This is a genomic window from Citrobacter sp. Cpo071 (assembly GCF_030332765.1).
GTDB classification, from domain to species: Bacteria; Pseudomonadota; Gammaproteobacteria; order Enterobacterales; family Enterobacteriaceae; genus Citrobacter; species Citrobacter portucalensis.
Genome location: NZ_JAOWHE010000077.1, coordinates 120,671 through 134,809, shown reverse-complemented (window position 1 = coordinate 134,809; position 14,139 = coordinate 120,671). Strand labels below are relative to the sequence as shown.

Annotated in this window: 11 protein-coding genes; 2 read left to right on the top strand and 9 right to left on the bottom strand. The window is 52.7% G+C overall.

What is annotated here, in order from left to right; genetic code table 11:
- Positions 1-161 precede the first annotated feature (161 nt).
- The 3 genes from dctA to OGY09_RS09460 all read right to left on the bottom strand — a co-directional run bounded on the left by dctA (position 162) and on the right by OGY09_RS09460 (position 3,945).
- The gene (gene dctA, locus OGY09_RS09470; protein WP_008786411.1) at positions 162-1,448 is read right to left on the bottom strand and encodes a C4-dicarboxylate transporter DctC; all 1,287 of its coding nucleotides are present in this window, start codon (positions 1,446-1,448) and stop codon (positions 162-164) included.
- Between the two features lie 157 nt (positions 1,449-1,605).
- Positions 1,606-3,612, bottom strand: a complete 2,007-nt coding sequence (gene hmsP / locus OGY09_RS09465) for a biofilm formation regulator HmsP (protein WP_020996063.1) — start codon at positions 3,610-3,612, stop codon at positions 1,606-1,608.
- A 225-nt stretch (positions 3,613-3,837) separates the two neighbouring features.
- Complete coding sequence (locus OGY09_RS09460; protein WP_003827426.1) at positions 3,838-3,945, bottom strand: type I toxin-antitoxin system toxin Ldr family protein; 108 nt, start codon at positions 3,943-3,945, stop codon at positions 3,838-3,840.
- 425 nt (positions 3,946-4,370) lie between these two features.
- Here OGY09_RS09460 and megL point away from each other — a divergent pair, with 425 nt between their 5' ends.
- Entirely contained in the window at positions 4,371-5,567 is a 1,197-nt protein-coding gene (megL, locus tag OGY09_RS09455; protein WP_008786414.1) for a methionine gamma-lyase, read from the top strand.
- A 117-nt stretch (positions 5,568-5,684) separates the two neighbouring features.
- On the top strand, positions 5,685-6,983 hold the full coding sequence (locus OGY09_RS09450) for an SLC5/6 family protein (protein WP_008786415.1): 1,299 nt from the start codon (positions 5,685-5,687) through the stop codon (positions 6,981-6,983).
- Between the two features lie 35 nt (positions 6,984-7,018).
- Here OGY09_RS09450 and OGY09_RS09445 read toward each other — a convergent pair whose 3' ends face one another.
- From OGY09_RS09445 to dppA, 6 genes are all read right to left on the bottom strand, one after another.
- On the bottom strand, positions 7,019-8,221 hold the full coding sequence (locus OGY09_RS09445; protein ID WP_032945318.1) for a sigma-54 interaction domain-containing protein: 1,203 nt from the start codon (positions 8,219-8,221) through the stop codon (positions 7,019-7,021).
- Between the two features lie 176 nt (positions 8,222-8,397).
- On the bottom strand, positions 8,398-9,402 hold the full coding sequence (dppF, locus tag OGY09_RS09440) for a dipeptide ABC transporter ATP-binding subunit DppF (RefSeq protein ID WP_008786417.1): 1,005 nt from the start codon (positions 9,400-9,402) through the stop codon (positions 8,398-8,400).
- Positions 9,399-10,382, bottom strand: coding sequence for a dipeptide ABC transporter ATP-binding protein (dppD, locus tag OGY09_RS09435; protein ID WP_048236981.1), 984 nt, complete (start codon positions 10,380-10,382; stop codon positions 9,399-9,401). The genes dppF and dppD overlap by 4 nt, the downstream gene beginning before the upstream one ends.
- Positions 10,383-10,392: 10 nt before the next feature.
- Positions 10,393-11,295 carry a dipeptide ABC transporter permease DppC gene (gene dppC / locus OGY09_RS09430; RefSeq protein WP_003024315.1) on the bottom strand — a complete coding sequence of 301 codons (903 nt, stop codon included), beginning with the start codon at positions 11,293-11,295 and terminating at the stop codon, positions 10,393-10,395.
- 9 nt (positions 11,296-11,304) lie between these two features.
- Positions 11,305-12,324 (bottom strand): dipeptide ABC transporter permease DppB, encoded by a 1,020-nt coding sequence (gene dppB / locus OGY09_RS09425; protein WP_032945322.1) that lies wholly within the window; start codon positions 12,322-12,324, stop codon positions 11,305-11,307.
- A gap of 166 nt (positions 12,325-12,490) precedes the next feature.
- The gene (dppA, locus tag OGY09_RS09420; protein WP_003827414.1) at positions 12,491-14,098 is read right to left on the bottom strand and encodes a dipeptide ABC transporter periplasmic-binding protein DppA; all 1,608 of its coding nucleotides are present in this window, start codon (positions 14,096-14,098) and stop codon (positions 12,491-12,493) included.
- Positions 14,099-14,139 lie beyond the last annotated feature (41 nt).

Sequence of the window (14,139 nt, the reverse complement as noted above, 5' to 3'; positions counted from 1 at the left end):
TATGACGTTAAAAACACTTCGTGTTAGACCGCGAGAACATAAAAATGTCACGGAAGAAGTGAAAAAATCCCGAGCCGCCGAATCGACGGTTTCAGGCACAGGGGGTAATTATGCGCAAACGCCCGCAGTCCTGGAAGGGACTACGGGCATAAGTGACGAGATTAAGAGGATAAATCGTGCGTTTTGCCATCCGGCGCACGATTATTCAGCGTGTCATCCAGCTTTTTGGTATCCAATTCTTTCACCCATTTAGCCACAACGACAGTTGCAACACCGTTACCAATCAGGTTGGTCAGCGCACGGGCTTCAGACATGAAGCGGTCAATACCAAGAATCAGCGCCAGGCCAGCAACCGGTAAATGCCCCACCGCAGAGATAGTCGCGGCCAGAACAATGAAGCCACTCCCGGTCACACCCGCTGCACCTTTTGAGGAGAGCAGGAGCACCACCAACAGGGTTATCTGATGGAAGATATCCATGTGGCTGTTGGTCGCCTGAGCGATAAACACCGCCGCCATAGTCAGATAGATTGATGTCCCATCAAGGTTAAACGAGTAGCCCGTGGGTATAACCAATCCGACAACCGACTTCCGACAGCCCAGTTTTTCCATCTTATCGAGCATACGCGGCAGCGCAGACTCGGAAGAAGAAGTACCCAGAACGATCAGCAGCTCTTCACGGATATAGCGGATGAATTTAAAGATACTGAAGCCGGTTGCGCGCGCAATTGAACCCAGCACCAGCACCACAAACAGAATACAGGTGATGTAGAAGCAGATGATTAGCTGACCCAGTTGCACCAGCGTTCCGACGCCATATTTACCGATGGTAAAGGCCATAGCACCGAAAGCACCGATAGGCGCCAGGCGCATGATCATATTGATGATGCCGAAAATAACCTGCGAGAAACTTTCAATCACGTTGAAAATCATCTGGCCCTTGCTGCCCAGACGATGCAGCGCAAAACCAAACATTACTGCAAACAGCAATACCTGCAGGATGTTACCGCTGGCAAACGCGCCAATGACGCTCGCCGGGATAATATCCATCAGGAAACCTACGATCCCCTGGTCTTTTGCCTGTTCGGCGTAAATCGCAACCGCTTTGGCATCCAGCGTCGCCGGATCGACGTTCATTCCGGCACCGGGTTGCACCACGTTAACAATGATAAGACCGATGATCAGCGCAATCGTACTGACCACTTCAAAATAAAGCAGTGCAACCGCACCGGTGCGGCCTACGGCTTTCATACTTTCCATGCCTGCAATGCCGGTAACGACAGTACAGAAGATGACAGGTGCGATGACCATCTTGATGAGCTTAACGAAGGCATCACCAAGCGGTTTCATTTGGGCGCCTAATTCAGGGTAGTAATGGCCAAGGAGAATACCAATGGCAATCGCTGTCAGGACCTGAAAGTAAAGGCTTTTGAATATAGAGGTTTTCATAGGGTGTCCTTAAAGTAAAAACCACAGGTCTTGTAAGGTTTTGTTTAACCTGCGGCCTTAAAGTAACACCCACACAACTTGACAGAAATGTACCTGGATCATAATTGATACAAAAATGTTAAAAATTTTGAGCTGGCTCGCACAAGCGAGACCTTTTTTAACTTTTGTAATCAGCGCTTTCCGGCGCCAGATAACGTTCTTCGAAGATATTTGCCGGAACCGGTCGGGCAAACAGGAACCCTTGTGCCACTTCCACCCCGGCTTGTGATAGCCATTCACGCTGCGCTTCGGTTTCGACACCTTCGGCGATCATCTGCAAATTAAGGCTGTGGGCCAACTGAATGATGGCGGAGATCATGCTGCAATCCTCAGGTACTCCGTCGACAAACATCTTATCGATTTTGAGGACATCCACCGGTAGCGACTTCATGTGCTGCAGCTGTCGCAGGCCCGCATACCCCATGCCAAAGTCATCCAGTGCGATACGTACTCCCGCATTACGCAATGGGCGCAAAATGGCCACCGCGGCGTGGGGATCATCGATATGTCGGCTTTCAGTCACTTCCAGGATCAACGTACCAGGCTTGATGCGATAGCGGTTTAACAACTCCAGCAGGTCCGAGACCATACTCGGGTGCATCAGCTGTAGTGCGGACAAATTCACCGACAGCGGCAGCATCAGACCCCGTTCCTGCCACGCTGACAGCTGGCGGCACGTCTCTTCCAGCACCCAGTAACCAACCGTCACCATCAGGCCGCAGGACTCAATTCTGTCGATTAACCCTTCGGGCAGCTCCCAGCTTCCGTCCGGCTGCTGCATCCGCAATAATGCTTCTGCGCTCAATACCTTACCGCTGGACATTTCCACCTGCGGTTGCATCCAAAGCGCGAACTGCTGGTTATCCAGCGCGCTGAGAATATCGTTCTCTTCCGTCAAACGCTGCTGCGCCTCTTCCATCTGTAACGGATCAAAGAACTGAATTTGATTTTTACCCTTATGGCGCGAGGTTAACACGGCCGAGAGAGCGCGGCGGTAAAGCTGTTCTGCGGTCAAATCACCATAGAACATTGCTACCCCAATGTTGCAGGTAGGACGCAGTTGAATACCCTGAATAGGTAATCGCTCGTTAACGATAGTGAGTACTTGCTGACCTAGAGTAATAGCGTGCCAGGGTTCTTTTACACCATGGGCGATGATGGCGAAGTCATAGCCACTCACCTGGGAAAGCACCATCCTGGGGGCTAATACCGACTTGAGTTTTTCGACCAGCGTAAGCAGCAGGATTTCCCGCTGAGTTTCAGTTAACACCCCCGCGGTGTCACGTAGGGTTTCGCAGGTGACAATCATCAGCGCCGTCGTCTGCTGGCGGGTAACAACCTGCTCCAGCAACCCCATTAAAAACGACTTATTGGGCAGTTCGGAAACCGGGAAACGCATTGCAAAGTCGCTTTGCTCTTCGCTATGTCGCTGAATCAACTGCTGATTAAGATTGTAGCTACGCACCAGCATACCAATCTCATCATCCTGATGTAGACGCGGCAATGCCAGTTGATAGCCAATCAGATCCTGCTGTTGGATGTCGTTCAGCTCACGGGCAATTTTACGTAAGGGGTGCACAATCAAGCGGTTAATGCACCAGGAGATAGCGACGGTCAGTATTAACGATAAAAGTAAGTAAATGGTCACTAACGTCGAGAGCGTACTCATCACGAATTTGTACATGCGGTACGAATCCGCCTGCAGTACCAGATACGCCAGCGGTTGCGGGTTAGCTGAACGCTCAAGAGAATAGATCGGCAGCGAAATTTGTACCGGAAGCTCAAACAGGCGAGTCACCGTAACAGGAACGGGGCGTTCAGGGATAAAACTCATCCGCAACGCCTGAAACTGATTGGGCAGCACCACATCGGCGCGACTGACTACACCCGCTGGCCGAATACTTTTTAAAATGGCTTCCGCTTCGGGAATATCCCCTTTCAGGATAGTGTCCGACAGAGGCTCACGGACGGAGCGAGCGATACTTTCCAGTTGCGTAGCCGTGTTATAGCGGTTTTGCTGGACCAGATGGAACAACAAAACGGTGCAAAAAATAAAAACGAACACCATAACAACGGCCGCAACCATTGCCATCTGCTTAATTGTTAACGAGCGACTGACACGCAAACTGACTCTCCACGGATAGACGAAACTGCCGTCAGAGTATACCCGATCGTAGCGGTATTAAGAGAGGCGGTATCTGAAAACTTCCCAGCGTGCATTATCGCGACAGGATAGGCACCTGGCGACGAGATTTATCTGCATTTAAGCCGAAAAAGGCCGCAAGGTCGCCCCTGCGGCCTGGTTCGGGCGCATGTTGCCATCACGGCAGGCAGACGCCTAAAAAGCGCATTACTTCCTGTTACGCAGCCAGCTCACAATCAGGCTGGCAATGGTGCCAGCGATGATGGGAGCCGCTAAATCGTGCCAGAAGGCCACGCCTAACTGTGCGAGCGTCATATGGCCGCCTGTGTTGCAATGGCAACTGTTCACGGCTATCCTTGAGTTGTTCAGGTTCAAGTCAGCCCCCGTTTTGTTGCCAGGTTTATACCGAACAACGTGCGGGGGTTTTCTCTTTCCAGCAACCGATGCCGCCGGGGATCAAGCCCCCGCAACATTGCGCCTCACCGGGAATTCCCGGCTTGCCGCTGATTCTACGGCAGCCCACTTGCCATATCACTGCGCAATATTGCGCTCTGCGTAGCGCCTCGCAATTCACCCATTTTCTTACCAGCACGCTGGAAAGATTCTTTCCAGTTGGCAACATTCCTGCCGACCATTAGTTCAGACAAAAACATAACACATTGATATCTATCAGTTCATTTTCTGGCACAGCGATTGCTATTTGACTGTGAGCTGTTCTGTTCCGAATTAAAGGAGATATCATGTCTGACTGTCGTACTTACGGATTCAACACCCAGATCGTTCACGCGGGGCAACAACCCGACCCTTCAACTGGCGCGCTTAGTACGCCTATTTTCCAGACCTCAACGTTTGTTTTTGACAGCGCCGAACAAGGTGCCGCCCGCTTTGCGCTCGAAGAGTCCGGGTACATTTACACCCGTTTGGGTAACCCCACCACCGATGCGCTGGAGAAAAAGCTGGCGGTACTGGAAAGAGGTGAAGCCGGGTTGGCAACCGCGTCCGGTATTTCTGCTATCACCACAACGCTGTTGACGCTTTGCCAGCAGGGTGACCATATCGTTTCCGCCAGCGCGATTTACGGCTGCACCCACGCGTTTTTGTCGCACAGCATGCCGAAGTTTGGGATTAACGTCAGCTTTGTCGACGCGGCAAAGCCTGAAGAAATCCGCGCCGCGATGCGACCAGAAACCAAAGTTGTGTATATCGAAACGCCCGCCAACCCAACGCTGTCGCTGGTCGACATTGAAACGGTTGCCGGTATCGCCCATCAACAGGGCGCATTGCTGGTGGTGGATAACACCTTTATGTCGCCGTACTGTCAGCAGCCTTTGCAACTGGGCGCGGATATTGTGGTTCACAGCGTCACCAAATATATCAACGGTCACGGGGATGTGATTGGGGGCATCATTGTTGGTAAGCAGGAGTTTATCGACCAGGCGCGGTTTGTAGGCCTGAAAGATATCACCGGCGGCTGCATGAGTCCTTTCAATGCGTGGTTAACACTGCGCGGCGTTAAAACGCTGGGCATTCGTATGGAACGCCACTGTGAAAATGCGCTGAAAATCGCCCGCTTCCTCGAAGGGCATCCATCTATTACTCGGGTGTATTATCCTGGCCTGACTTCGCATCCGCAGTATGAGCTGGGCCAGCGGCAAATGAGCCTGCCAGGTGGAATTATCAGCTTCGAAATCGCCGGCGGCCTTGAGGCTGGTAGGCGGATGATCAATTCTGTAGAATTGTGCCTCCTCGCGGTCAGTCTCGGTGATACCGAAACCCTCATTCAGCACCCAGCGTCTATGACACATTCGCCCGTTGCACCTGAGGAACGGCTCAAAGCAGGTATTACCGACGGGCTTATCCGTCTTTCTGTGGGTCTTGAAGATCCAGAAGATATTATTAACGACCTTGAACACGCCATCAGAAAGGCAACATTCTGACCAATATGGCCTGAACCGACGCCGTTCGGTTCAGGTTGTTGAGAATCAAGGCACAACAGTCTGGCAATACACGCGATCCTCTTTCGGGGAGAACGTGTATTTTGGGCAGGGGGTTCTATGCAGGACAACACATTACAATTAAGCAACAATACAGCAACCGCCGTACCATTCTCAAAAAAAATACCGTTTACGAAATACGATTTTGGCTGGGTATTACTGTGTATCGGCATGGCCATTGGTGCCGGAACGGTACTGATGCCGGTACAAATTGGCTTAACAGGCATTTGGGTATTTATCGTTGCCTTTATTATTGCTTATCCGGCAACTTATATTGTGCAGGATATTTATTTAAAAACATTATCAGAAAGCGAAACCTGTAATGACTACACGGATATTATAAGTCATTACCTGGGAAAAAACTGGGGCGTATTTCTTGGCGTCATCTATTTCCTGATGATTATTCACGGCATATTTATTTATTCTTTATCCGTGGTTTTTGACAGCGCCTCATATATTAAAACCTTCGGCTTGACCGAGGCCGATCTTTCGCAGTCGATAATCTACAAAGTGGCCATTTTTGCCGTGCTGGTCGCCATTGCTTCCGGGGGAGAAAAGCTGCTGTTCAAAATCTCCGGCCCGATGGTGGTGGTCAAAGTAGGTATCATCATCGTATTTGGTTTTGCGATGGTTCCGCACTGGAACTTCGCTAATATCAGCGCCTTCCCTGAAGCATCGGTCTTCTTTCGTGATGTACTGCTAACCATCCCGTTCTGCTTCTTCTCGGCGGTGTTTATTCAGGTGTTGAACCCAATGAACATCGCCTACCGCAAACGGGTGGCGGACCGGGTGCTGGCTACGCGTATGGCAATCCGTACGCATCGCATCAGTTACATTACTCTGATTGCTGTCATTCTGTTTTTCTCCTTCTCTTTTACCTTTTCCATTAGCCATGAAGAGGCCGTTTCGGCTTTCGAACAAAATATTTCAGCACTGGCGCTGGCGGCTCAGGTCATTCCTGGGCAGATTATTCATATCACCTCAACGGTATTAAATATCTTCGCCGTATTAACCGCGTTCTTTGGTATTTATCTGGGATTCCACGAAGCGATCAAAGGTATTATTCTCAACGTTCTGAGCCGCGTCATTGACATTGAGAAAATTAATCCGTTGGTGCTTACGCTGGGTATTTGCACCTTTATTGTTATCACCCTGGTCATTTGGGTGTCATTTCGCGTATCGGTACTGGTGTTCTTCCAGCTAGGTAGTCCGCTTTACGGGATTGTGTCGTGTATTATTCCGTTCTTCCTGATCTATAAAGTAACGCAACTGGAAAAACTGCGCGGACTGAAAACCTGGTTGATCCTGCTGTACGGAATTCTGCTGTGCCTGTCGCCCTTATTGAAGCTGATTGAATAACCCATGTATATCGCGCCGTCAGACGCTGGCGGCGCTTAACCCACACTCTCCAGCTGATAGCCGCGAATTTTATTCAGCACCGTGGTGTGCGACACGCCCAGCGCTTTGGCGATATGCCGTGACGACACATTATCTTCCACCATCTGTTCAATGAGCTGGCGTTCAGCACACAGAACCTGCTCTTTAAAAGGACGTTCTGTCGGGCCCCGCTCAACGGCAGGCAAATTCACCATCCCTAATTCTTCCCGCGTAATGACATCGGATTCCGCCATCAGCATCAGGCGAATAATGGTATTTTCCAGTTCGCGCACGTTTCCCGGCCAGCTGTGATGGTGCAGGGCATCAAAACAGGCTTTATCCAGAATGATCCGCCGCTGGAATTCCTTTGCGTATTTCTGCACAAAGTGGCGAATCAGCAGGCTGATATCCTGTGGACGCTCGCGCAAAGGTGGAATGGTCAGTGAAAGCACGTTGATGCGGTAATAGAGATCGGCGCGCAGCAGACGTTGTTCTACCATCTCTTCCAGATTGGCATTGGTTGCCACAATAATACGCACATTGACCGGAATAATATGCGCTCCGCCAACGCGCCGAATCCCGCCATCCTGAAGCACGCGCAGGAGTTTAGCCTGTAAGCTCAGCGACATTTCGCCAAACTCATCGAGAAAAAGGGTGCCTTTATCGGCCATTTCAAACAGCCCTTTTTTGCCTTTACAATCCGCGCCGCTGAAAGCCCCTTTCTCATAGCCAAAGAATTCACTCTCCATTAGCGACTCAGGTAGCGCAGAGCAGTTGACCGGAATAAACGGATAAAAACGTCGCTGCCCGGAATTATGGATAGCCCGGGCCAGCAGCTCTTTACCGGTCCCCGTATCGCCACGGATCAGAACGGTATATTTGCTGTCGGCAATTTTTATCGCCTTTTCGATAAGCGCGTGCATGCTCTGGCTGCTGCAAATAATGTCAGAGAAATAGCGCGGGCGTTCCGGCTCCGGCGTTGACAGTTCGCTTATCTCCTCACAGAGGTAAGCGACATGAATAATATCGGCGCGCTGGCTTAAACAGGATTGCACACAGGAAATATCCTGTAGCTGGCGGCACCAGGATTTAATCAGGATCCGCCCAGGCGTGACTTTCATGGAGATGATATTGATATCACAGCAGGAAAATTCCTTCAGGACATCCTCAACCATCGACAGACGATCAATTGTTTTAATATCCCAGCGTATCGTGACCACATTTGCTCCTGGTAGTTAGCAACTGCGAAATAGATATTTTTGTGACTAGAGGGAATCTGACTACATTCTAGACACTGTGGAATAATGTTCTGCCAAAGGACTCACATTGTGGACGTAAAGAGAAAATATAAAAAAACCGGAGCACAAGGCTCCGGTTATCGGGTCATAACCCAGGTTTATTGCTGTGGGTTCTCATCCTGGTCAACGGCAAAACACGCCACCAGTTGACCGCCGTAATCTTTCAACTGCGGCTGAAGCTGGGTACACGGACCAAAGCGACGACGGCAGCGGGCGTTAAACGCGCAGCCCGGCGGCGGATTCAGCGGGCTTGGCAGTTCACCGGTCAGCTTGATACGCTCACGGCGATCGTCCGGGTTCAGACGCGGCGTTGCGGAGAGCAGCGCTTGCGTGTACGGATGACGCGGATTATTGAAGATTTGGTCCTTCGTCCCTTTCTCCACGCAGCGGCCTAAATACATCACCATCACTTCATCGGCAATGTGCTCAACCACCGACAGGTCGTGCGAGATAAAGACGTATGACAGCCCCAATTCCTGCTGCAAATCCATCATCAGATTCAGCACCTGCGCACGCACCGAGACGTCCAGCGCTGAGACCGGTTCATCGGCAATCACCACGTCCGGGTCAAGCATCAGACCGCGAGCGATGGCAATACGCTGACGCTGACCGCCGGAGAACATATGCGGATAGCGGTCGTAGTGTTCGGTTTTCAGCCCCACTTTCGCCATCATCGCCAGCGCTTTTTCACGACGCTCCTCTTTGCTGAGCGTGGAGTTGATCAGCAGCGGCTCTTCCAGAATCTGCCCCACTTTCTTACGCGGGTTCAGGGAACCGTACGGGTTCTGGAATACAATCTGGATTTTCTGCCGACGCAGCTTTTGCGCCTGCGGGTCGTGCTTAAGCAGATCCTGTCCCTGGTAATACAGCTCACCGCCGGTCGGGACTTCAATCATCGTCAGCAGGCGGCCAAGGGTGGATTTCCCACAGCCCGACTCGCCTACCACCGCCAGCGTTTTACCGCGTTCTAAGGTAAAGGAGACGCCGTCCAGCGCTTTCACCAGGCGCTCCGGGGCGAACATGCCCTTTTTCACCGGGTAGTGTTTTTTCAGATCAATAGCCTGCAACAGCGGCTGTGACAAAGTGGCCTTTTGCGTACTCATAGCCCAGGCCTCCCGGCATCATCAAGTGGGTAGTGGCATTTCGACTGACGACCGCCTTCCAGCAGGTTCAGTTCAGGTTCTTCAGCGCGGCATTTGTCGGTCGCATAGGGGCAGCGTGGGTTCAGCAAACAGCCGCTCGGGCGGTCATATTTCCCGGGAACCACGCCCGGCAGCGAGGCCAGACGTGCTTTATCCTGAGCAAACTCAGGCAGCGCGCGCAGCAGCGCCTGGGTGTAAGGATGACGCGGCGCGCGAAAGATATCCTGCGCGGCTCCGGTTTCTACCACCTGACCGGCGTACATCACGATGATTTTGTGTGCCGCTTCAGCCACCAGCGCCAGATCGTGCGTGATTAAGACCAGCGCCATGTTCTCTTTTTGCTGCAATTCCAGCAGTAGCTCGATGATCTGCGCCTGAATAGTCACATCCAGCGCCGTTGTCGGTTCGTCGGCAATCAGCAGTTTCGGACGACAGGCTATCGCCATCGCGATCATCACGCGCTGACTCATCCCACCGGACAACTGGTGCGGATATACATCAAGACGCGAGGCCGGATCGGGGATCCCCACCAGCGTCAGCAGGTCTATTGCCCGCTGAACACGCGTTTTTTTGTTGCCGCCCTGGTGCACTTTAATGGCTTCCATAATCTGGTAGCCGACGGTGTAGCAGGGGTTAAGGCTGGTCATCGGGTCCTGGAAGATCATCGCCACTTCCGCCCCCACTAACTGGCGACGCTCTTTCTCAGAGATGCGCTTCAGGTCGCGACCATTAAACTCCAGATTTTCGGCCATAACGCGGCCTGGGTAGTCAATCAGTCCCATAATCGCCAGCGAACTGACGGACTTACCAGAGCCGGACTCTCCTACAATGCCAACCACTTCACCCTGATTCACACTGTAGCTAATGCGGTCTACGGCGCGGAATTCGGAACCTACGTCGCCGAAATGCACCGATAATTTATCTACATTTAATAACGCCATCTCGAACCTCTTACTGCTTCAGTTTGGGATCGAGCGCGTCACGCAGACCGTCACCCATCAGGTTAAATGCCAGCACCGTCAACAGGATCGCCAGCCCCGGGAAGGTCACAACCCACCAGGCGCTTTGGGCAAACTGCAGAACGTCAGAGAGCATGGTGCCCCATTCCGGCGTAGGCGGCTGTGCGCCCATCCCCAGGAAGCCGAGGGCAGCCATATCGAGAATGGCGTTAGAGAAGCCAAGCGACGCCTGAACAATCAGCGGCGCAAGACAGTTAGGAAGAATGTTGACGAACATCTGGCGCATCGCGCCGGCTCCCGCCACGCGAGATGCAGTGACGTAGTCGCGGTTAACCTCCACCAGCACGGCGGCGCGCGTCAAACGGACATAGTGCGGCAATGCCACGAACGTCAGCGCCAGCGCGGCGTTGCCAATCGAGGGGCCAAATACAGCCACCAGCACCAGTGCCAGCAACAGGCTCGGCAATGCCAGCATGATATCGACCACACGCATGATGACGTTATCGACAATCCCGCCAAAGTAACCGGCGATCAGCCCAAGAACCACGCCCATCAGCAGGGAGAGTACTACCACCAGACAGCCGACCAACAGCGACAGACGCGCACCGTACATCAGGCGGGACAACACGTCGCGGCCCACATCATCAGTACCAAACAGATGGGCCATGGTACCGCCTTCCTGCCACGCGGGAGGAGCCAGCAGCGTATCGCGGAACTGGTCTGCAGGGTTGTAGGGTGCGAGGACGTTGGCAAAGACCGCAATCAGGATCATCACCACAACGTACACCAGCCCAACAACCGCACCTTTGTTGCGTTTAAAATAGTGCCAGAACTCCTGCAGCGGAGTCATCGGCACCGGTGCAGCAATAACTTTATTTTCAGTAACCTGTGACATGATGGCCCCTTACTTCTTATGCCGAATACGCGGGTTCACCACGCCGTACAGCAGGTCTACCAGCAGGTTGACGAGGATAATCATCGTCGCGACCAGCAGCACCCCGCCCTGCACCACCGGATAATCGCGGCGTTGCAGCGCATCGATCAGCCAGCGCCCCAGCCCCGGCCACGAGAAGATGGTCTCGGTCAGAATCGCCCCGGCCAGCAGCGTACCAACCTGCAGGCCGATAACGGTCACCACGGGCAGCATCGCGTTACGCAGAGCGTGAATAATGATGACGCGCATACGGGTCAGGCCTTTGGCGCGCGCGGTACGGATGTAATCTTCACCCAGCACTTCCAGCATCGATGAACGGGTCATACGCACAATGACCGCCAGAGGAATGGTACCCAGCACCATCGCAGGCAGGATCATATGCGCCAACGCATCAATAAAGTTACCCTCTTCACCCCAGATGGCGGTGTCGATCAGCATAAAGCCGGTTAGCGGATTGGAATCATCAAGGAACACCATGTCGCTCACCCGCCCAGAAACTGGCGTCAGGTTCAACTGCACGGAAACCAGCATGATCAGCATCATGCCCCACCAGAAAATCGGCATAGAGTAACCGGTCAGCGCCAGGCCAACTGCCGTGTGATCGAAAATGGAGCCGCGCTTAACGGCAGCAAGTACACCCACTGGGATACCCACTGCGACGGCGAAAATCATCGCGCAGACGCCGAGTTCCAGCGTTGCTTTGAAGCGAGGTACGAACTCTTCCCACACCGGTAAGCGGCTTTTCAGTGAGATACCTAAATCACCATGCATAACCCCCCAGATATAGTGGAGGTACTGCTGCCACATCGGCTTATCCAGACCGAGTTCAGCCAACAGTTGAGCATGACGCTCAGGGGAGATCCCACGTTCACCCGCCATGATCATAACCGGATCGCCGGGGATCATATGGACGAAGGCAAAGGTGAGAAGAGTGATACCGATAAACGTGGGGATGACGAGTCCCAAACGTCGGAGAATGAACTGCAACATAACCCGGATTCTCTCTAATGACGCACGGCCTGGAACCGTGAGTCTGTATTGCTCACAAATCTTATCCCACGCAAACTGCATCGCGGGTAAAGCATTACGCCGGAGGGCGCTGCGCTTATCCGGCCTAAACAACACCGGGGCGCAGCGCTTCCTTAATTGCTTTTAATTATTCGACAGAGACGTTTTCGAAGTGGTGTTTGCCTAATGGATCAACCACATAGCCTTTCACTTCTTTACGCACTGGTTCGTACACGGTGGAGTGAGCAACAATCAGAGCCGGAGCCTGGTCGTGCATAACAACCTGAGCTTGCTTGTACAGTTCAATACGTTTGTTGTGATCGTCGGTCGCACGCGCCGGCTGGATCAGGTCTTCAAACGGCTTGTAGCACCAGCGAGAGTAGTTGGAACCGTCTTTCGCTGCCGCACAGCTGAACAAGGTCGCGAAGAAGTTGTCCGGATCCCCGTTGTCACCGGTCCAGCCCATCATCACCGCCTGATGTTCACCCGCTTTGGCGCGTTTCAGATACTCGCCCCACTCGTAGGTCACAATCTTGGCCTGAACGCCAATTTTCGCCCAGTCAGCCTGAACCATTTCTGCCATACGACGTGCGTTCGGGTTATATGGACGCTGTACCGGCATAGCCCACAGCTCAACGGTAAAGCCTTTGTCCTGACCCGCTTCCTTCAGCAGCGCTTTAGCCTTCTCAGGATCGTAGGTGTAGTCTTTAACGTCGTCGTTATAGCCCCACATGGTCGGCGGGATCAGGTTTTTCGCGGCAACGCCAGCGCCCTGATAAACCGCTTTGATGATCGCTTCTTTGTTTACCGCGTAGGTCAGCGCCTGACGGACTTTCACGTCATCAAACGGTTTCTTCTCGGTGTTGAAAGAGAGGTAGCCAACGTTCAGACCCGCCTGCTCCATCAGGTTGATGTTTTTATCCTGCTTCATGCGCGCGATGTCTGCCGGGTTCGGGTACGGCATCACCTGGCACTCGTTCTTCTGCAGTTTGGCGTAACGCACGGAAGCGTCAGGCGTAATGGAGAAGACCAGACGGTCGATCTGCGGCTTGGTGCCCCAGTAACCTTCGAATGCTTTATACAGAATACGGGAGTCTTTCTGGTACTGCTGCAGCTGGAACGGACCGGTACCAATTGGGTTCAGATCCACTTTCTCCGGAGAACCGGCTTTCAGCATGTTGTCAGCATATTCTTTGGAAAGAATAGAAGCGAAGTCCATCGCCAGGTCAGCCAGGAACGGCGCTTCCGGGCGAGTCAGCACGAACTGAACGGTTTTATCGTCCACTTTTTTCACTTCGGAGATCAGATCCGGCAGACCCATCCCTTCGAAGTATTCATAGCTGCCGCCAGAGACTTTATGGTACGGGTTCTGGGCATTCTTCTGACGATCGAAAGAGAACACCACGTCATCGGCGTTAAAATCGCGCGTCGGTTTAAATTCTTTGTTGTCCTGCCACTTCACGCCCTGACGCAGGTGGAAGGTGTAGGTTTTGCCGTCTTCGCTGATTTCCCACTTCTCAGCAAGGCCCGGGATCACTTCAGTCGTACCGGTTTTGAACTCGACCAGGCGGTTATAGATCGGTACGGAGCTGGCATCATAGGTGGTGCCAGAGGTGAAAAGCTGCGGGTTAAAGCCTTCAGGAGATCCTTCTGAACAATAAACCAGAGTTTTAGCCTGTACGCTTGCTGCGACGGTCATAGCCACCAGGCTCAGACCAAGCTTCAGCATCCCTGACTTCTTCAAGGAAATACTCATTCTTCTGCTCCAAATGTGATGTTTGTTGTTTTACCCTTTGC

What these genes read in the sequence shown, in the direction of transcription:
- dctA (WP_008786411.1), bottom strand. Translation starts at nt 1,448, where the DNA reads ATGAAAACCTCTATATTCAAAAGCCTTTACTTTCAGGTCCTGACAGCG.
- OGY09_RS09460 (WP_003827426.1), bottom strand. Translation starts at nt 3,945, where the DNA reads ATGACGCTCGCACAGTTAGGCGTGGCCTTCTGGCACGATTTAGCGGCT.
- megL (WP_008786414.1), top strand. Translation starts at nt 4,371, where the DNA reads ATGTCTGACTGTCGTACTTACGGATTCAACACCCAGATCGTTCACGCG.
- OGY09_RS09450 (WP_008786415.1), top strand. Translation starts at nt 5,685, where the DNA reads ATGCAGGACAACACATTACAATTAAGCAACAATACAGCAACCGCCGTA.
- dppF (WP_008786417.1), bottom strand. Translation starts at nt 9,402, where the DNA reads ATGAGTACGCAAAAGGCCACTTTGTCACAGCCGCTGTTGCAGGCTATT.
- dppD (WP_048236981.1), bottom strand. Translation starts at nt 10,382, where the DNA reads ATGGCGTTATTAAATGTAGATAAATTATCGGTGCATTTCGGCGACGTA.
- dppC (WP_003024315.1), bottom strand. Translation starts at nt 11,295, where the DNA reads ATGTCACAGGTTACTGAAAATAAAGTTATTGCTGCACCGGTGCCGATG.
- dppB (WP_032945322.1), bottom strand. Translation starts at nt 12,324, where the DNA reads ATGTTGCAGTTCATTCTCCGACGTTTGGGACTCGTCATCCCCACGTTT.
- dppA (WP_003827414.1), bottom strand. Translation starts at nt 14,098, where the DNA reads ATGAGTATTTCCTTGAAGAAGTCAGGGATGCTGAAGCTTGGTCTGAGC.